The 17,649-nt window shown below is 70.3% G+C and carries 18 protein-coding genes; 7 read left to right on the top strand and 11 right to left on the bottom strand.

What is annotated here, in order from left to right:
• Window positions 1-3: 3 nt before the first annotated feature.
• The gene (locus tag M8I34_RS17935; RefSeq protein WP_250050439.1) at window positions 4-1,584 is read right to left on the bottom strand and encodes an MFS transporter; all 1,581 of its coding nucleotides are present in this window, start codon (window positions 1,582-1,584) and stop codon (window positions 4-6) included.
• Between the two features lie 170 nt (window positions 1,585-1,754).
• Between M8I34_RS17935 and M8I34_RS17930 the strand changes: the two genes are divergently transcribed.
• From M8I34_RS17930 to M8I34_RS17920, 3 genes are all read left to right on the top strand, one after another.
• Entirely contained in the window at window positions 1,755-2,708 is a 954-nt protein-coding gene (locus M8I34_RS17930; RefSeq protein ID WP_250050438.1) for a TetR/AcrR family transcriptional regulator C-terminal domain-containing protein, read from the top strand.
• A 58-nt stretch (window positions 2,709-2,766) separates the two neighbouring features.
• Window positions 2,767-3,426, top strand: coding sequence for a hypothetical protein (locus M8I34_RS17925; protein WP_250050437.1), 660 nt, complete (start codon window positions 2,767-2,769; stop codon window positions 3,424-3,426).
• Window positions 3,427-3,565: 139 nt separating this feature from the next.
• Window positions 3,566-4,597 (top strand): rod shape-determining protein, encoded by a 1,032-nt coding sequence (locus M8I34_RS17920; RefSeq protein ID WP_250050436.1) that lies wholly within the window; start codon window positions 3,566-3,568, stop codon window positions 4,595-4,597.
• A gap of 70 nt (window positions 4,598-4,667) precedes the next feature.
• Here the strand turns inward: M8I34_RS17920 and M8I34_RS17915 are convergent, their stop codons facing one another.
• The 3 genes from M8I34_RS17915 to M8I34_RS17905 all read right to left on the bottom strand — a co-directional run bounded on the left by M8I34_RS17915 (window position 4,668) and on the right by M8I34_RS17905 (window position 6,335).
• Window positions 4,668-5,264: a histidine phosphatase family protein gene (locus M8I34_RS17915; RefSeq protein ID WP_250050435.1), complete on the bottom strand. Its 597-nt coding sequence runs from the start codon at window positions 5,262-5,264 to the stop codon at window positions 4,668-4,670.
• The gene (gene trxA, locus M8I34_RS17910; protein WP_250050434.1) at window positions 5,261-5,668 is read right to left on the bottom strand and encodes a thioredoxin; all 408 of its coding nucleotides are present in this window, start codon (window positions 5,666-5,668) and stop codon (window positions 5,261-5,263) included. Before trxA ends, M8I34_RS17915 begins: the two co-directional genes overlap by 4 nt.
• A 304-nt stretch (window positions 5,669-5,972) precedes the next feature.
• Window positions 5,973-6,335, bottom strand: coding sequence for a cupin domain-containing protein (locus M8I34_RS17905; protein WP_030984658.1), 363 nt, complete (start codon window positions 6,333-6,335; stop codon window positions 5,973-5,975).
• Between the two features lie 263 nt (window positions 6,336-6,598).
• On the opposite strand from M8I34_RS17905, the gene M8I34_RS17900 reads away from it, so the two are divergent.
• The gene (locus tag M8I34_RS17900) at window positions 6,599-7,474 is read left to right on the top strand and encodes a glycosyltransferase family 2 protein (RefSeq protein ID WP_250050433.1); all 876 of its coding nucleotides are present in this window, start codon (window positions 6,599-6,601) and stop codon (window positions 7,472-7,474) included.
• A 22-nt stretch (window positions 7,475-7,496) separates the two neighbouring features.
• Here the strand turns inward: M8I34_RS17900 and M8I34_RS17895 are convergent, their stop codons facing one another.
• Window positions 7,497-8,438: a DUF5996 family protein gene (locus M8I34_RS17895; RefSeq protein ID WP_250050505.1), complete on the bottom strand. Its 942-nt coding sequence runs from the start codon at window positions 8,436-8,438 to the stop codon at window positions 7,497-7,499.
• 500 nt (window positions 8,439-8,938) lie between these two features.
• Between M8I34_RS17895 and M8I34_RS17890 the strand changes: the two genes are divergently transcribed.
• The 3 genes from M8I34_RS17890 (at window position 8,939) to M8I34_RS17880 (ending at window position 11,844) form a co-directional block, all read left to right on the top strand.
• Window positions 8,939-9,673, top strand: coding sequence for a BTAD domain-containing putative transcriptional regulator (locus M8I34_RS17890; RefSeq protein ID WP_250050432.1), 735 nt, complete (start codon window positions 8,939-8,941; stop codon window positions 9,671-9,673).
• Window positions 9,674-9,892: 219 nt separating this feature from the next.
• Complete coding sequence (locus M8I34_RS17885) at window positions 9,893-10,615, top strand: DUF5819 family protein (RefSeq protein ID WP_250050431.1); 723 nt, start codon at window positions 9,893-9,895, stop codon at window positions 10,613-10,615.
• Window positions 10,612-11,844, top strand: a complete 1,233-nt coding sequence (locus tag M8I34_RS17880) for an HTTM domain-containing protein (RefSeq protein WP_250050430.1) — start codon at window positions 10,612-10,614, stop codon at window positions 11,842-11,844. The genes M8I34_RS17885 and M8I34_RS17880 overlap by 4 nt, the downstream gene beginning before the upstream one ends.
• A gap of 212 nt (window positions 11,845-12,056) precedes the next feature.
• On the opposite strand, the gene M8I34_RS17875 is transcribed toward M8I34_RS17880, so the two are convergent.
• The 6 genes from M8I34_RS17875 to M8I34_RS17850 all read right to left on the bottom strand — a co-directional run bounded on the left by M8I34_RS17875 (window position 12,057) and on the right by M8I34_RS17850 (window position 17,593).
• Window positions 12,057-12,542, bottom strand: coding sequence for a hypothetical protein (locus M8I34_RS17875; protein ID WP_250050429.1), 486 nt, complete (start codon window positions 12,540-12,542; stop codon window positions 12,057-12,059).
• Between the two features lie 464 nt (window positions 12,543-13,006).
• A complete protein-coding gene (locus M8I34_RS17870) occupies window positions 13,007-13,231 on the bottom strand; it encodes a hypothetical protein (RefSeq protein ID WP_250050428.1) in 225 nt (74 codons plus the stop codon).
• Between the two features lie 502 nt (window positions 13,232-13,733).
• Entirely contained in the window at window positions 13,734-14,531 is a 798-nt protein-coding gene (locus M8I34_RS17865; protein WP_250050427.1) for a DeoR/GlpR family DNA-binding transcription regulator, read from the bottom strand.
• Window positions 14,532-14,566: 35 nt separating this feature from the next.
• On the bottom strand, window positions 14,567-15,583 hold the full coding sequence (locus M8I34_RS17860; protein ID WP_250050426.1) for an NAD(P)-dependent alcohol dehydrogenase: 1,017 nt from the start codon (window positions 15,581-15,583) through the stop codon (window positions 14,567-14,569).
• 130 nt (window positions 15,584-15,713) lie between these two features.
• Window positions 15,714-16,625 (bottom strand): carbohydrate ABC transporter permease, encoded by a 912-nt coding sequence (locus tag M8I34_RS17855; RefSeq protein ID WP_250050425.1) that lies wholly within the window; start codon window positions 16,623-16,625, stop codon window positions 15,714-15,716.
• Window positions 16,622-17,593: a carbohydrate ABC transporter permease gene (locus M8I34_RS17850; RefSeq protein WP_374210932.1), complete on the bottom strand. Its 972-nt coding sequence runs from the start codon at window positions 17,591-17,593 to the stop codon at window positions 16,622-16,624. The genes M8I34_RS17855 and M8I34_RS17850 overlap by 4 nt, the downstream gene beginning before the upstream one ends.
• Window positions 17,594-17,649 lie beyond the last annotated feature (56 nt).

Raw genomic sequence — 17,649 nt, 5'->3', positions numbered from 1 at the left:
CCGTCAGGAGCCGCACTCCGCACCGACCGCCCCCATGGCGTCCGCCTCCCCCTCAACTCCCGCCGTCCGCAGCCCCCGCAGCAGCGTCAGCGCCGCCACCGCGGCACAGGCCATGACGCCCGCGGCGACCAGCACCGCCGTCTGTAGCCCCCCGGTGAACGCGGCGCGGGCCGCGGTCAGCAGCGCCTCGCCCGCCCGGCCCGGGAGTTCACCGGCCACGGCGGCGGCGCCCGCCAGCGTCTCCCGTGCCGCGTCGGCCGCGTCCGCCGGAAGGCCGGCGGGCAGGGCGTCACCGATGTCCGTGCGGTAGAGCGCGCTCCCGATGCTGCCCAGGATCGCCATGCCCAGTGCGCCGCCCAGTTCGGTGCCGGACTCCAGCACGGCCGAGGCGGAGCCCGCCCGCTCGGGCGGCGCGAGACCGATGGCCAGTTCGTTGCCGAGCGACATCACCATGACCAGGCCCGAGGCGTAGACCGCCGAGCCCACCAGGACGAACCACAGGGCCGAGCCCGGTTCCAGCCAGGAGAGCCAGACGAAGCCGCCGGCCGCGATGACGCACCCCATGGCGATGACATACGCCCGGTCCATCCGCTGGGCGAGCACGGCGGCCACCGGCGCCATCCCGCCCACCGCGAGGGTCGGCAGCAGATTCCACAGCGCCGCCTCCATGGGACTCATGCCCCGTACGGACTGGAGGTACTGGGTGAAGAACACCGCACAGCCCACGATCGCGAACATCGCCAGCAGATTCATCAGCACCGAGACGCTGAACCCGCGGTGCCGGAACAGCTCCAGGTCGAGCATCGGATGGCGGGCGGTGCGCTGGCGGTACACGAAGGCCGCGGCGGCCAGCAGGCCGCCCACGACGGCGAGTACGGGCCACGCCGCCAGTCCGTCGCGGGCGATCTCCTTGACCCCGTAGACCACCGGCAGCATCGCGAGCAGGGACAGCAGCGAGCCGGGCAGGTCGAAACGTCCGGCCGCCGGGTTCTTGAACTCCGGCAGCAGCAGCGGCCCGCAGACCAGCAGCAGCACCATCGCCGGAGCGTTGACCAGGAACACCGAACCCCACCAGAAGTGCTCCAGCAGCGCCCCGCTGAGCACCGGGCCGATCGCGATGCCGCCGGTCACCGCCGTCGACCAGATCGCCACCGCCTTGCCGCGCTGCCCGGCGTCGTGGAAGAGGTTGCGGATCAGCGCGAGCGTGGACGGCATCAGGGTCGCGCCGCCGATGCCGAGCAACGCCCGTGCGGCGATGAGCATTTCGGCGCTCTGTGCGTAGGCGGCGGCCCCGGAGGCGAGTCCGAAGAGGAGGGCGCCGGACAGCAGCAGCTTGCGGCGGCCGATGCGGTCGCCGAGCGCTCCCATGGTGATCAGCAGGCCGGCCAGGACGAAGCCGTAGACGTCCAGGATCCACAGTTGCTGGACGCTGCTGGGCTCCAGCTCCGCGGTCAGGAACGGCACCGCGAAGTACAGCACCGAGACGTCCATCGAGACGAGCAGGCACGGCAACAGGAGGACGCCCAGGGCGGTCCACTCCCGGCGGCCGGCCAACGGTTGGGATGTGTACGCAGTAAACGACATGGGTGACAGGGTAAGCAGCGTGCGCTTACGGTGCAAACAGTAGGACTGACAAGGGAATTGGAGGTGCGTCACACTAGTGCACTTACCTAGTGCGACGCCCTGATGAAGGACACCCTGTTACCCTCACATCCCGCCGAACCACCCTGGTGCACTAGTACGGAGGTCCCCCCGTGGAGCAGCCTGCCCCGCCGCCCTACCGCCGGATCGTCGACACGATCCGCCGCCGTATCGACACCGGCGAGCTGACGCCGGGCGACCGGGTGCCCTCGACCCGGCGGATCACCCAGGAGTGGGGGGTGGCGATGGCGACCGCCACCAAGGTGCTGACGACGCTGCGTCAGGAGGGCCTCGTACGGGCCGTACCGGGAGTCGGCACGGTCGTGGCCGAGCCGCAGCGGACCCCCCGCGGCGGGGCGGCGCGGGAGCGGCGGCCGCGCGAGACGGACAGCGGGCTCAGCCGCGAGAGCGTCGTACGGGCCGGGGTCAAGGTCGCCGATGCCGAGGGGCTGCGGGCGCTGTCGATGCGCCGGGTCGCCGCCGAGTTCGGGGTGTCCTCGATGGCGCTCTACCGTCATGTGGCGGGCAAGGACGAGCTGGTGCTGCTGATGGCGGACGCGGCGTTCCACGACATCGAGCTGCCCGAACCGGCGCCGGACGGCTGGCGCGAACGGATGGCGGCCGGCGCACGGCTGCAATGGGAGCTCTACCGGCGTCACCCGTGGCTGGCGCAGTACCTGTCGCTCACCCGGCCGCAGCCGATGCCGCGGGCGATGGCGCTGATCGAGTGGACCATGGCGCGGGTCCGGGGCATGGACCCGGTCACGCTGATCCATATGGCGCTGACGCTGCTGGGCTTCGTGCTGTCCACCGCCGCCGGGTTCGAGGACGATCTGGAGGCCGAGCAGGAGACCGGCATGGACCAGAACCAGTGGATGGCGACGATGGAGCCGGTGTTCGACGGCATCCTCACCTCGGGTTCCTATCCCATGTACGCGGGGGTCTCCGGGATCGACGACGACGTGGTCAACCTGGAGTCGCTCTTCGAGTTCGGGCTGGACCGTCTGCTGGATGGCATGGAGACGCTCGTCGAGGGCCGGGCGGCCGGGGCGGCCGGCGCCGGCTGAGCTCCCCGACGGCGGCCCTCCCGCCCCGGAACCCGCGCCATCCACCACCATGTCCCTCATGAACGGCACCGCTGACCACGACCCGCCCGCAGGCTCCGGCGCCCCCTCCGCTCTGCCGGGACCGGTCGCCTTCCAGCTCGTCCTGCTGCGCCGGATGGCCGACCACCACCCCGGCCTGGTCGAGGACGCCCTGCGCACCCTGCGGGTCTCCCGCGCCGACCTGCGCGAGGCCAACCGCCGCTGGCAGGCACGGATGCACGTCCCGCGGGCGCGCGGCGGCGTCCAGCCGTATCGTGCGCTGCTCGGCACCCCCGAGTCCGTCACCGCCCGGCGGATCGGCGACCTCACCTGCGAGGCCCTGGCCTGGCCCGTTCCGCTCTGGCCCGATCTGCGGTTCGAGGTCCTCACCGGCACCGGGGGCGCCGTCTGGAACGCCTGGCTCGTCCGGGCACCCGGCGCCACCGCCCCTGACCTGCGGACGACCGAGGATCTGCGGCCCTGGTCCTGCACGGTCGACGAGGTCGCCCGCGCCTTCGCCCCGGCCCGTCCGATGGAGGGCAGCGCCCCCACCCGCTGGCGGCTGTCCTGCACCGCCCCCGGCCCCGACGGCACACCCCAGGAGATCGTCCCCGAATTCACCTGGGGGCTGTACCAGCGGCTGACCGGCCCGGCCCCCGCCGCACCGGCAGATCGCGACGGCCTCACCCCTTTGCCCTAACCGCCCCCTCCCCGTCCCCCGAGCGGACCTTCCCAGCAGGCGGCCCGCAGTGCACGACCGGAGGATGGCGCACGAGCGGTCCCTGCGAACAGGCCGCACGAGCGCTCCGTCCATACCGGCCAACGGGGAGGAATCACCCATGACCATCAGCCTCGCCCAATTGCGGCGGTGCTCGGCCGCCGTCGACATCGGAGCGGCCCGGACCAGGGTGTACGTGAAGAACCAGGGGCTGGTCGTCGATGAACCGACCGTCGCCGCCATCAACACCCGCACCGGGGCGCTGCTGGCCGTCGGCGCCCAGGCCGAGGTGATGGACGGCCGCACACCCGACTACATCCGCGTGGTGCGCCCGGTCTCCGGCGGCACCGTCGTCGACATCGACATGGCCCAGCGGCTGCTGCGCACCCTGGTCGGCGAGAGGCTGCGCAAGACCTGGCGGCGCCGGCCGACGATGCGGGCCGCGGTCTGCCTCCCGTACGGCAGCGAGCCGCTGGCGCAGCGGGCGGCCGTGGAGACGCTCACGGGGCTGGGGGCCCGGCGGGTGGAGCTGGTCGACACGCTGGTCGCCGCCGCGGTGGGCTCCGGGCTGCCGGTGGAGCAGCCCGAGGCCACCATGATCGTGGTGTGCGGCGCGGGAACCACGCAGGTCGCGGTGCTCTCCCTCGGCTCGATCGTGGCCGCGGAGACCGTGCCGGTGGGCGGCAACGCCATCGACCACGCGGTGGTCCAGCATCTGCGGCTGCATCACGAGCTGATGCTGGCGGGCCCGGCGGTACGGCCGCTCCAGTTGATCCTCTCCGGTGGCGACGGCCTCTCCCCCGGCTCCACCGAGGTGCACGGCCGGGACGTGGTCAGCGGGATGGCGCGCTCCGTCCACGTCGACACCGAGCGGGTACGGGACGCCATCACCACCCCGCTGACCGCGATCCTCGACGCCATCGGGGCCGTGCTGCGGCGCTGCCCGCCGGATCTGGTCGCCGACCTCGGGGAGCGTGGCATCGTGCTCGCGGGCGGCAGCGCGCTGATCCCCGGACTGGAGCCGATGATCCATCAGGCCACGACCATGCCGGTGCACACCGCGGACCGCCCCGACACCTGTGCCGTCATGGGGCTCGGGGCCATGATCGAGGGCAAGGTGCAGCCCCTGCACCTCGATCCGATGGCTCCGTAACGGCCCCGGCCGGCCTCGTACCGCAGCGTGCCGAGCGCGCCACGGGCTCTGCGCGTGACGGGCTCGGGCGCTACAGGCTCCGGGCGTTCCAGGCGACCACCGCGGGGCGGTCGTGCTCGGTCCCCAGGACGCCGACCGCGCCGGTCTCGAACGTGAACAGCCCGCCGGCCGAGGCCGGCAGCCCGAGCCGCCGGGCGGCCAGCACCCGCAGGAAGTGCGCATGCGCCACCAGCGCCACATCGCCCTCGTCGACGGCGAGCTGGGACGCGATCCGTGCCAGCACCCGGTCGGCGCGCGCCCCGACCTGCTCGGGTGACTCCCCGGGATGCCCCTCGGGCCCCTCGGTGACGCCGTCGGAGAACAGATACCAGCCTGGCCTGCTGCGGTGGATCTCGGCGGTGGCGACGCCCTCGTAACCGCCGTAGTCCCATTCGCGCAGGTCGGGGTCGATCTGCGGGCCGACGAGGCCCGCCAGCTCGGCGGTGCGCAGCGCCCGCTCCATCGGGCTGGCGTACACCTGCCCGATCTTCCGGTCCGACAGCAGCGGCCGCAGTGCGCGGGCCTGCTCCTCACCCTTGGCGGTCAGCGGCAGGTCGGTCCAGCTGGTGTGCCTGCCGTCCCGACTCCACTCGGTCTCGCCGTGCCGGACCAGAAGGAGGTCGCTCACGAGCCCTGCGCCTGCTGCCCCTGCTCGGCCTCCGCCGGCTCGCCCTGCGCGGCCTCGGTGACCGAGGCGCGGACCTCGTCCATGTCCAGCGCGCGGGCCTGGCCGATGACGTCCTCCAGGGCCTCCTCGGGCAGCGCGCCCGGCTGTGCGAAGACCGCGATGTTCTCGCGGACGATCATCACGGTCGGGATGGACTGGATCTGGAGGGCCTGCGCCAGCTCGGGCTGCGCCTCCGTGTCGACCTTGGCGAAGACCAGGTCCTCGTGCGTCTCGGAAGACCGCTCGAAGACCGGGCCGAACTGCTTGCACGGACCGCACCACTCGGCCCAGAAGTCGATGAGAACGAAATCGTTGCCGGAGACGATTTCGTCGAAGTTTTCCTTGGTGAGCTCGATGGTGCTCATGCGTGTTTCCCTGCTTCCGGTCTGTCGACGATTGCCAGTCGGTCTCCGGCTGCGGTAACGGGCATCGCCCATGACGTATTCCGCAGGCCGGACCGTCCCGCACCCCTGCCCACCGATCGCGTTCCTAGACATAGCGATTCGGGTGGGAATCCCCACGCCGCCCGCCGGGCTCCCCCACCACGACGAGGACACCCCCGTACCCCCTGGACACACGCCGCCCCCGGGCGCTTCGGGGAGCTTCGCGATGCGGTCTCCCCGGAGCGCGTAAATGCCACCATCCAGGGCCTGATCCAAACGACAGGCCCTAGCTCTTCGCCTTGGCGTAGTCGGTCGCCATACCGCCCGCGAAGTCGTACAGGATGACCTGCTCGTCCCCCACGACCCAGGCATCGTGCCCGGGCGGACAGACGAAGACATCGCCGGGGCCCACCTCGGACTCCGCGCCGTCGTTCATCCTGAGCCGCATCCGACCCTGGACCATGAAGCAGTTGTGGTGGACCTCGCAGCTCGTGGTCCCGGCGATCGGCCCCACCGACTCCGTCCAGTGCCAGCCGGGCTCGAAGGTGGCCACGGCGAAGTCCAGCCCGGTGAGGTGCAGGGCTTCGAGGTGGCCCAGGGGAAAGTCGCGCCGTTCATCCGGCTTGTCGACCGTCTTGACTTCCATCATGAGGGCTTCCTCCATCCACCCCCCTGGGCCGTCCGTGCATACCCCCTGGTCCTTCCATGGTGCGCCGCACGGGAGCACCCGGCCACCGCGTCCCGCCCGGGGACACACTGGATTCCACCGGCCCGCGGGATGCGTCCGGCGCGCCATGAACGACTCCCGGGGCCGCCCCGGCCGGGATGTCGCCGAGGAGGTGCCGTGGCACGCAGTCGCCTCCCCCGGCGGCTAGCATCGCGAAAGGACCGCCAAGAACGGAGCTTTCTTCTGTGCGTCATCTGCGCGTAGGCGTCGCCATCTTGACCATGGGGAACCGTCCCGCCGAACTCCAGGCGCTGCTGGACTCGGTCGCCAAGCAGGACCTCCCGCCGGCCCACGTCGTGGTCATCGGAAACGGCTCGCCGCTCCCCCCTTTGCCGCACGGCGCGACGGGCGTCGAGCTGAGCGACAACCTGGGCGTCGCCGGCGGCCGGAACGTCGCCCTGGACGAGCTGCGCAAGCTCGGGGACATCGATCTGGTGGTCGATCTGGACGACGACGGCCTGCTGATCAGCCCGGACGTGTTCAGCCGGCTGGCGGAACTGCACGCGAACGACCCGGAGTTGGGGATCGTGAGCTTCCGCATCGCCGACGAGCTGGGCCGCACCCAGCGCCGGCACGTCCCCCGCCTGCGGGTCGGCGACCCCGCGCGCGGCGGCCTGGTCACCACGTTCCTCGGCGGCGGACACTCCCTGTCCGTCCCGATGCTGGACCGGATCGGCGGCTGGCCCGACGAGTTCTTCTACGCCCACGAGGAAACCGATCTGGCCTGGCGCGCCTTGGACGACGGCTGGCACATCCGCTACGCGCCCGAGGTGGTGCTCCAGCACCCGTACACCTCGCCCACCCGGCACGCCGTCTTCCACCGCATGGTCGCCAGGAACCGCGTATGGCTGGCCAAGCGGCACCTCCCCGCGCTCCTGGTGCCGCTCTACCTCGGCGTATGGGCCGTCCTGACGGCCGTCCGCAGCCGCTCGGCGGCGGGCATGCGCGCCTGGGCCGCCGGCTTCGCCGAAGGAGTACGCACCCCGTGCGGACGGCGGCGGCCGATGCGCTGGCGCACGGTGTGGCGGATGACGCGGCTGGGCCGCCCGCCGGTCATCTGAGGGCAGCCCGCACGGCGGGTCGTCACAGACGGGACCGCAGGTACGGGTCCGTCACCCCGCCGGGGCAGGCGAGCCGTTCGATGTCCCATCCGGCACGCCGGGCGCCGGCCTGATACGCGCTTTCGTAGAAGCCGAGCACGGCGGCACGGGGATCGGCCGCGGTGCGGACCTCGTCGTACGGCAGCACCGCCAAGTGGCTGTCCCCGCGGGCGGCCCACTGTGCCGCAGCGGGTTCGAGCGGCTCCTCGGCCAGCCCCGCAGGCTCCGGAGCGGTGTAGGAGTAGAACGCGGGCGCGGTGAAGGAGTCGTCGCCGAACCAGAAACCGAAGCTGATGACCTCCCGGGAGTACGCCTCCCGGGTCACCGGGTCGACCTGACCGGGCTGGTCGATGTGCCGGTCGGAGAACCGGGTGTGGGCGATGTCGAAGGTGTGCCAGAAGTGGTGCACCGGGCTGACCTTCCCCGAGTAGCCCGCGGCGAAGTCCTCCAGCACCGACGCCACCTGGCTGAGGACCCGCCAGTAGCGGTGGGCGTGCCCGGCGTCGTAGGCCGCGTGCTCGGTGTCCTCGGCGAACGGCCGGGCGGCGTCGGGCAGATCGAACGGCCGCGGAATGGCGAGCTCCACGCGGACGCCCAGCGCGGCCAGCGACGCCATGACCGCCTCGTAGAAGGACGCCACGGAGTGGCCGACGAGCGGAAAGGAGAGCGTCCGGCCGTCCCCCGTCGCGATGACCATCCGGTGGCCGACGAAGTCGAAGTCCATCGTGAAGAGCGGGTTGCCGTCGGACTGCCCCATCGGACGGGTGGTGATGCCGCGTCCGGTCAGATGGAACGGGACGTTCCACCAGTGATTGCGCCGGACACTGGCGGCGAGCCGGATCTTCCCGACGATCTGCGCAAAACGGTGGAGCGTTTCTTTGGTGTCCCGCCATTCGGCGAACGGGATCGGCGGGAACAGCTCCATCGTCATCACCTGCCCTTCCCGTCCAACGCTCCTGACGGCCGGACGGGTCCTGGAAGACCAGATGACCACGCCCGGAGAGGGACGGCACGTCGTCGAAGCCGAGAGGCGCAACGGCGTTCGCGCGGCGCACCGGCCGGCGAGGACCGGGCGAAGAGGACCGCGCGGAGCGGACCGGGCGGTCTCGACTGGTCGACGGTGACCGGCAACCCCCGTTCGGTGACGGAACGACGCCCCTGCCACCAGGCCGTACCCAGGACAGCGGCCTGGAGGATAAGCCCCAGCCGCCTCGATGGCATCTCGCCAGAGGCGACATCTCCCATCAAACTAGAACAATTCGACAACGCATCCCGGGCGGAGCAACATGAATTTGTGGGAGGTGCACAGATGATGGCGAACCTCAGGCGACGGCAGGGCCCCCGATGGGGTGTATGCCGAGCAGACGGGCCTCTCCGCGATCAACCGCTATGAGCCGAGATGAGCTCATGTTGTCCAGACCGCACGTGAATCACTGGCCGGCCTTGCAGATCGCCCTTCTCGGCGGTTTCGACCTCGTGGTCGGCGATGTGCCGGTGGTGGTACCCGTCGGCTCGAAGCGGCTCCTGGCGTTCATCGCGCTCAACGGCCGTACTGCTGCCCCTCGGTCCCTGGTCGCCGGAAGTCTTTGGCCCGAGGCATGTGAGCAGAGCGCGCACACGAACCTGCGGTCGGCGTTGTCGCGCCTGCGCAGCATCGGCAGGAGAGCCCTGGAGGTCAGCCCCACCGACGTGCGCCTCGCGCGGGACGTCAGCGTCGATCTGCACCACGCGCGATCGCTGGCCCAGCGCATACTCGACCCCGGCGTCCCCGCCGAAGAGCTCCAGCTCAGTGCGGCGACCGTCGACCAGCTCTCCGGCGAAGTACTGCCCGGCTGGTACGACGACTGGGCATTGCAGGAGGCGGAACGCTGGCAGCAGCTGCGGCTCCACGCGCTGGAGTCGCTGGCGGGAGAATTCATCGACACGAAGCAGTTCGCCGGGGCGGTGGCGGCCGCCCACGCGGCCGTACAGGCAAATCCGCTGCGGGAGACCAGCCAGGCGTCACTGATCCGCGCCCACCTGGCGGAAGGCAACCTGTCCGAGGCGCTGGACGACTTCGAACGCTACGAGCACCGCCTCCGCGACGAGCTCGGACTGCGCCCCACACCGCGGCTGCGCCGCCTGATGGACGGGCTGCTGCGGCCGCACCCCGGCCGGTGACGGCGCCCCGGCGGCGGCGCCGGGCTCCGAGGAACCGCCGGGCTTCGAGGTACACAGCCCCCTCGCACCGGCGCACCGGACCGCCCCCTCAGCCATTCGGCGCAACAACACGTTTGCATCGGTATGGGTCTCTTTATTCTGAGGTAGCGGCGGTGACCTGAATGACCAGGTGATCCGTCGGCGAATTCGTCGATTTCCGGGACCCGTGAACGGGGGAGCATGGTGGAGCCACGCGGGTCCTCGGACGAGACCGGCACGGACGGTGCCGGCGAAGGCAAGAAGCCAGGACGGTCCGCTGCCGCCCGCGGGCTGCCGCCGGCGCCGAACGGGTCCTGGCCGCTGCTGTCGCGGATCGTGATCATGGCGGCCATCGGGCTGCTGACGATCGGTGTCACGCTCCACCTGGTTCTGCTGTTCCTGTTCGTCGCCCCGCCCAACGCCATCAGCAAGAAGTACGAGCGGCCGGTCAAGGGCTACGTCTATCCGGAGTTCGACCAGAACTGGCAGCTCTTCGCGCCGAACCCGCTCCAGGACAACATCGCCGTGTACGCGCGCGCCCTGGTCGCGTTCCCCGACGGCGCCCGGCGCACGACGAACTGGCTGGCGCTGACCGCCCAGGACATCCGCGAGATCAGGCACAACCCCGTGCCCAGTCACGCGCACCAGAACCTGCTGCGTCAGGCCTGGGACTTCTACAACAGGACGCACGATGCCAAGGGGCGGGCGATGGGCCTGCGCGGCGAACTCGCCGAGGCCTACGTACGCCGGATCGCGGCTCAGCGGCTCGGCCCGCGGATCGACGGCGGTCAGGTGGTCAAGGTGCAGATCTACGCGACGAACACCCCGATCATCCCGCCCAAGTGGAGCAGCGACAGCGGGAGCACCCAGAAGACCTTCCAGATGCTCCCATGGTGGCCGGTCTCCAAGAAGGAGTTCACGTGAGCGTCGAGAAGGACACGGCCCGGACGCCTTCCCCCTTCAAGGACATGGGCACCAGGCTCGACGCGGCGATCGCCAGGCTCCTGAACAAGATCACGAGTGCGGCCCTCGCGCCCTACCAGGCCGCGGTCATCCGGATCGGCTTCGCCCTGACCTTCGCGCTCTACCTCTTGCGCGAGTGGCCGCACCGGCTGGAGCTGTACGGCACCACCAACCCGTGGGGATTCGACCTGGCCCAGCGCCTCATCGCCTCGAACGACGCGTTCACGGTCCTGATGTGGTCGAACAACAGGCTGTGGTTCGAGCTGGTCTACCACGGGGTGATCGTCGCGAGTGTGCTGCTGCTCCTGGGGTGGCACACCCGCACGATGTCGATTCTGTTCATGGTCGGCGTGCTGTCTCTGATGAACCGCAGCGTCCTCCTGGGCGACGGCGGCGACACCCTCATCCACCTGATGGCGAGCTATCTGGTGCTCACGCGGTGCGGGCAGGTGTGGTCGCTGGACGCCCGACGGCGGGAGCGCAAGGGGATGCCGCACCCGGACGGCTGCGACCGGATGAGCGTGGCGCTGTGGGCCCTCGCCGGCGCGGGCCTCGCCCTCGCACAGATGACGGGATTCGCCAAGATCCCCACGGGCTGGGTACTGATCCTCTGGGGACTGTGGCTGATCCAGGCCCTGTGGTTCTGGGCGGGGCGCCGTCGTGCCCCGGACGCGAGGGCGCTGTTGGATGTCGTCGCCAACCTCGTCCACAACGCGGCGATGCTGGTGATCGGCGCCCAGGTGTGCCTGCTCTATGCCACCGCAGGCTGGTACAAGATCCAGGGTGCCCGCTGGCAGGACGGCAGCGCCCTGCACTACCCACTCCATCTGGACTACTTCAGCCCGTGGACCGGTCTGTCCCAGGTACTCGACAGCCGCTCCATCGTCGTCACGCTGATCACCTACGGCACCGTGGTCGCACAGGTCGCGTTTCCCTTCACCCTCCTCAACCGACGGGTGAAGAACGTCATGCTTGCGATCTTGATGACCGAACACGCGACCATCGCGGTGATCTGCGGCCTGCCGTTCTTCTCGCTGGCGATGATCGCCTCCGACATGGTCTTTCTGCCGACGAACTTCCTGCGCTGGGGCGGGTCGAGGATCGCGGCCGCGCGCGACCGCCTCACCTCACGACTGCCCCGGAGCAAGGGTCCGGACGACCGGAACGACAGCCGGAGCGTGCCCGTCTGACGCACCGTGCGCCCCTACGCAGCTGATGTCCGGCGCGTACGCAGGTGCTGCCCGGCGCACGCGGCCCCCTGGCGGAACGGCCCGTGGTGGGCTCGAACCGCCAGGGGGACTGCGGGATGGTGCCCGCCCCTCAGCGTGAGCCGAGAGCTCTGCCGAGCACGTGCCCTGCCTCAGGCATTGTCGGCTCGGCCGCCTGTGCTGATGCCATGCGCTCAGCCGCCGGCTCCTGTGGTGCCACCCGTGGCACCGGTCGCGCCGGTCGCACCGGTCGCGCCGGTCGCACCAGTGGTGCCGCCTCCGGTGGTGGTGGCACCCGTGCTGGTTGAGGTGGCGCCGGTCGTGGTGGCGCCGGTGCTGGTGGTGGCGCCGGTGGCGCCGGTCGTGGTGGTGGCGCCCGTGGTGGCGCCGGTGGTGGTCTGGGCACCGGTCGTCGTACCGCCGGTGGTGGTCTGGGCACCGGTCGTCGTGGCGCCGGTGGTGGTCTGGGCGCCGGTCGTCGTGCTGGCGCCGGTGGTGGTGCTGGCGCCGGTCGTCGTGGTGGCGCCGGTGGTCGTGGCACCGGTTACGGCGCCGGTTGTCGTGCTGGCGCCGGTTACGGTGGTGGCGCCGGTTGTGGTGCGTCCGCCACCCCCGCCTCCGCCGCCTCCGCCGCCCCGCTTGCAGAGCGCCCTGAACGAGCCCGGAGCAACATCGATCACCTTGCCGGTGAACTTGCTGACGCACAGGACGTCTGCTGCTCCTGGCGCCGCTTGTGTCGCTTGGGTGGGAGCCTTCGCAGCCGCTGGTTCAGCGCCTGTCGCCCCTACCGCTCCCATCGCTCCGACGAGCGCCGCCGCTGCGAAAGACGCGCCGACCACATGGGTAAAGCGCTTCCGGATGACTGTCATCACTGCGCCTCCTCTTCTCTCTAGAGCCCATAGATGGATCCAGAGTGGGAGCACGCCCATGACCGCGGCGTTGAGCCTGCGTGACCCCCGCGTGACGCCGTTCAGTGTGCGTGGCGGGTTCCGACCGAACAGACCAGCACATTCCCCGACTTCGTCAAGGGCGAGCGGCTGTACTCCCTATGGGGCATCGTCTCCGGCACTCGGCGCGGCCACATGTGCGCCCTGCCCGAGGGGGTGTCTCCCCGATCTTCGTGGGCCTGCGACGTGGAGAGTGATCAGTCCCAGAGACGATCGAGATCAAGGCGTATCCCGTGGAGACCGTCCGGCCCGCCGATGGTCAACTGTCCGGTGGAAGAGAGCGTCAGGGCATTGCAGCGGTAGAGCAGCGGCAGGGTTTGAAGCCTTCCGCTGGTGAGGTGCCACAGGTGCAGCTCAGCATCGTTCACGTTGTTCTGGTGGGTGACCATTGCCGGCGAGGCGGCGTTGCTGTGGCCCAGCACAGCGGGCTCCGACATCGGGGCCGGCGGGTGAACCACGATGCGGGGCAGGCTTCTGGGCATACCCCGGCCTGCCGATTCCGCTCCCGCACCCCCTCGAGCCCATGTGATGCCCCCTACGCACGATCAGCGCGCCGGTGCCGTTTCAGCCTGGTGAGATACCCGCGAGGGAGGTGGCAACACGGGCGGTTCGGAGGTAGCCGGCCCATGACGATGCCCGCGTCAGGAAGCGACGTCCGTGCGCCCGGGTGGCGTCGGGGAGTACCCGGGGAAGGTCGGCCCGATGGGTGCGGCTAAGCCCTCTGACCTGCCCCGCGTCACCGAACAGGTCCTTCGTGCAGGGCAGTGGCCACTGCCCTCCGCCTCAGTCGCACTGAACAGCCCCGCCTCTTCCCCCCGGCAGGTGTCCCGTGGACCGCAGCAGTCGAGCAGGGCGCGGAGCCGGTCTCCCAGAGGTCCCTGCCATGCTGCGCGAGCTCCCCCTTTCCCGCCCTCGTCCAGAAGGTCACGCCATGGGGTCACTGACCTCGACGGGTACCCCGAGGTTGCGGATGGCCGCGATCTCGCTTTCGGGAGTGGCGGAGTCCGTGATGACCGTCTCGTAGTCGCTGATCGCTCCGAACGCGTGGGTGGCGGTCTTGCCGAATTTGGAGTGGTCGGCGAGCAGCAGGGCGCGGTCGGAACAGGCGATCATGGACTCCTTGACATCGGCATATTCGCGCAAGGGGTGGAAGAGCCGCCCTTCGAGAATGGCGGTGGCGGACATCAGGGCGATGTCCGCCTGGATCCGGGACAGCGCGCGCGCCACCTCGGGTCCGGTGCACGAGTTGAACTCACCGCGGTACTGGCCTCCCAGGAGCGTGACCGTCATGTCCGGTGCGGTACCCAGGAGTCGGGCGATACCGACCGAGTTGGTGACCACCGTGAGCTGCTCCATGCCCGCGAGGGCAGCAGCCAGCGGGTACAGCGTGGTGGAGTCGTCCATCACCACCGTGTTGCCGGGCTGGATCCACGCCGCCGCGGTCGCGCAGATGGCTTTCTTGGCCGGAAGGTTCTCGCCCTCGCGGAAGCGGGTGGCGGTCTCCATGGTCAGAGCGGGAAAGGCGACAGCCCGGCCGCGCTTCTTGCGGAGCAGATGGCGGCCGGCCAGGTCGTCGAGGTCGCGGTGCATCGTCATCAGACTCACCTGGAAGCGGTCCGCCAGTTCGTCGATGCGGGTCTCGCCGTGCTCGACGACGTAGCGCAGGATGCTCTGGCGCCGCTGTTCGACGGTGGCCTGCGACGACCGTGCCTTGTTGGGCACGTATGGCTCCCTTCCCAGTCCTGCCGACGGGGCGGTCAGTTCTCCTGCGGACGCACGACGGTCTTGATCGCGGTCCGGTCGAGGGCACCCGCGGTGAGTGCTCGTTCGGTGTCCTCCAGCCGGTGGTGGTGGGTCACCAGCCTGTCGAGTTCGACCTCGCCGGAGGCGGCCAGCGAAATCGCTGTCGGCCAGGTGTTGGCGTAGCGGAAGGTGCCGGTGACCTCGATCTCGAAGTTTTGCACATGTGCCAGAGGAAGTGGGATCGTGTCGCCGCCCATGCCGATGAGGACGACCTGCCCGTCGCGGCCCACCGCGCGTATCGCCTCGTCCGCGGCTGCCGGGGCTCCGGAGCACTCCAGTAGTACGTCGGGCTCGAATCCGGTCTGCGCGATCCGGGTGGTGCGGGAGTCCACGGTGTGCGTGGCGCCCAGTTCGCGGGCCAGGTCGAGGCGGTGCGGGGCGATGTCGGTGACCATGACCTCGGCGGCGCCGAAGGCGCGGGCGGTCTGCGCGGCAATCAGGCCGATGGGTCCGGCGCCGGTGACCAGCACCCGTGCCCCCGGGGAGACGCGGGCCTTGCGGCAGGCCGATACGCCGACGGACAAGGGCTCCAGGAGAGCGGCGGAATCCGTGCTCAGGCTGTCGGGGACGGCGTGGGCGAAGTCCTCGTCCACGGCGACGTATTCGCACAGTGCGCCGTCGACGGGTGGGGTGGCGTAGAAGGAGACCTCGGGGCAGAGGTTGTAGCGGCCCCTACGGCACTGGGCGCAGCGTGCGCACGGGATGCCCGGTTCGAGGGACACGCGCCGGCCGACGGGGTGAAAGCCGGCGCCCGGTCCGCGGGCGACGACTGTCCCGCTGGGCTCGTGGCCGAGCACCATGGGGGCGCGGACGACGAAGTCTCCTATCCGGCCGTGCTGGTAGTAGTGGACGTCGGAGCCGCAGATGCCGACCGCTTCGACGCGGACGAGTACCTGGCCGGGTCCCGGGACCGGTACCGGCCGCTCCTCGATGACGAGGTCCTTGGGTGCGCGGAGCACGGCGGCACGCATGGTGGCTGGGATGTGTGAGGGCAGAGGGTTCACAGTCGTCCTTCGGGCGGGGCCGGCAGGGCGGGCCGGGGCTGGGAGGTGTGGGCCGGGTCGTGCGCGCCGGATGGCCCGGGGCCGGGGTTTCGGCCGCTCACTTGACGGCACCCAGGGACAGCCCCTGGACGAGCTTGTCCTGGGCCGCGAAGCCGGCGGCGAGCACGGGAAGGGAGATGAGCGTGGCTGCGGCGCAGACCTGGGCGAGGAACAGTCCTTCGCTGGTGACGAAGCCGGTCAGGAAGACGGGCGAGGTGACCGCCGCCACGCCCGTGAGGACCCGGGCGAACAGCATCTCGTTCCAGCTGAAGATGAAGCAGATGAGCGCGGTCGCGGCGATACCCGGAGCTGCTATCGGTGCCACGATGCGGCGCAGGGTGGTGAGCAGACTGGCGCCGTCGATCTGTGCGGCCTCCAGGATCGCGATCGGCACCTCGGCGAGGAACGACCGCATCATCCACACGGCGATCGGCAGGTTCATGGACGTGTAGAGGATGACGAGCAGCCAGATGTTGTCCAGCAGTCCGGTGTTCTTGGCGAACAGGTAGATGGGCAGCAGGCCCGCCACTGTCGGCAGCATCTTGGTGGACAGGAAGAAGAACAGCACGTCCTGCCACTTGCGTACCGGCTTGATGGCCAGGGCGTAGGCCGCCGGTACCGCCAGCAGGAGCACGAGAACGGTGGAGCCGATGCTGGCCGTCGCCGAATTGATCAGCGCGGGCAGCGGACTCTGGCCGGTGGTGCTGCCGAAGAATTCCCGGTAGCCGGACAGCGTCAGGTGAGCCGCGAGGGACGGGGGGTTGGTGGCGGCGTCCGTCTCGGAGTGGAAGGAGGTGAGCACCATCCACGCCACCGGGAGGAAGAAGAAGAGGCCGGTGACCCAGGCGGTCAGCCCCCAGACTCTGTTCCATCCCTTTTTCCGTCGGGCCGGCGGGGGCGTCGGCAGGCGGTGGCGCGCGCTCCCGGTGGGCGGCGGCGCGCTGGTACCGGTGTGGAGCTGGGTGGTCATCGTTGGGTCTCCTCGCGGAACAGCGACGACACCACGCGCAGGGCGAAGGTCGCAATGATGATCGTGGCGACGAGGACGACCACGGCGTTGGCCGATGCCTGGCCGTACTCGTGCGCCTGGTAGAAGGTCTCGTAGATCGAATACGGCAGGTTGGCGGTGCCCAGTCCGCCGGAGGTGAGGGTGAAGACGGCGTCGAAGTTCTGCACGATGTAGATGGACCCGAGCAGCGTGCCCAGCTCCAGGTAGCGGCGCAGGTGGGGCAGGGTGAGGTAGCGGAAGATCTGCCAGGGGTTCGCACCGTCGACCCGGGCGGCCTCGATGGCGTCGGCAGACTGGCTCTGCAGGCCGGCCAGGAGGATCAGCATCATGAACGGCGTCCACTGCCAGATCAGAGAGGCCTCCACCGCGGTCCTGGGCATGGTGGAGAGCCAGTCCGGCTGCACCGGGTGGTGACTGCCGAAGAGCTGGCCGGCCCAGGTGAGAAGCCCGTTGAGCAGGCCGTAGTTGGGGTTGTAGAGGGCGTCTTTCCAGAGCAGTGCCGCGGCCACCGGCACGAGCAGGAAGGGGGCGATGAACAGGGTCCGCACGATGCCGCGGCCGAGGAATGCCCGGTTGAGCAGCAGCGCGATGGCCAGGCCGAGCGCCAGGGAGACGGCGACGATGGACACGGTCATGACGACGGTCGTGCCTACTGCGGAGCGCAACTCGCTGTCGGTGAACACGCGCGCGTAGTTGGACAGCCCGGTGAAGCGACGGGACGTGGGATCGAGGGAGTTCCAGCTGAACGAGGAGATCACCAGGGTCACGACGAAGGGCAGCTGCGTGACGACGACCAGGAAGATCATCGCGGGGAGCAGCGGAGCACGCCGCGCCCAGGCGCCCGTTCTGGCCAGTCGGGTGCGCGGTTCGGGGCCGGGTGATCGGCTGCTTGCGGCCACCCGCGCGGTCGTGCTGGTGGCGCGGTTCATCAGGCTCATGTCTGTCTCTCATCTGGAGCTGAAGGGGATCCGGGGGATGTCCGGCC

The sequence above is a fragment of the Streptomyces sp. MCA2 genome (assembly GCF_023544705.1).
Taxonomy (GTDB): Bacteria; Actinomycetota; Actinomycetes; order Streptomycetales; family Streptomycetaceae; genus Streptomyces; species Streptomyces decoyicus.
Note: the sequence above shows the minus strand (reverse complement) of the source record. Positions and strands in the feature narration are given on the sequence as shown.

Bases quoted from the DNA above. Each gene is read 5' to 3' on its own strand.
- M8I34_RS17925 (WP_250050437.1), top strand. From the start codon at position 2,767: ATGAACGGCACCGCTGACCACGACCCGCCCGCAGGCTCCGGCGCCCCC.
- M8I34_RS17855 (WP_250050425.1), bottom strand. From the start codon at position 16,625: ATGACCACCCAGCTCCACACCGGTACCAGCGCGCCGCCGCCCACCGGG.
- trxA (WP_250050434.1), bottom strand. From the start codon at position 5,668: ATGAGCACCATCGAGCTCACCAAGGAAAACTTCGACGAAATCGTCTCC.
- M8I34_RS17850 (WP_374210932.1), bottom strand. From the start codon at position 17,593: ATGAACCGCGCCACCAGCACGACCGCGCGGGTGGCCGCAAGCAGCCGA.
- M8I34_RS17935 (WP_250050439.1), bottom strand. From the start codon at position 1,584: ATGTCGTTTACTGCGTACACATCCCAACCGTTGGCCGGCCGCCGGGAG.
- M8I34_RS17895 (WP_250050505.1), bottom strand. From the start codon at position 8,438: ATGGAGCTGTTCCCGCCGATCCCGTTCGCCGAATGGCGGGACACCAAA.
- M8I34_RS17920 (WP_250050436.1), top strand. From the start codon at position 3,566: ATGACCATCAGCCTCGCCCAATTGCGGCGGTGCTCGGCCGCCGTCGAC.
- M8I34_RS17860 (WP_250050426.1), bottom strand. From the start codon at position 15,583: ATGCGTGCCGCCGTGCTCCGCGCACCCAAGGACCTCGTCATCGAGGAG.
- M8I34_RS17905 (WP_030984658.1), bottom strand. From the start codon at position 6,335: ATGATGGAAGTCAAGACGGTCGACAAGCCGGATGAACGGCGCGACTTT.
- M8I34_RS17885 (WP_250050431.1), top strand. From the start codon at position 9,893: ATGGTGGAGCCACGCGGGTCCTCGGACGAGACCGGCACGGACGGTGCC.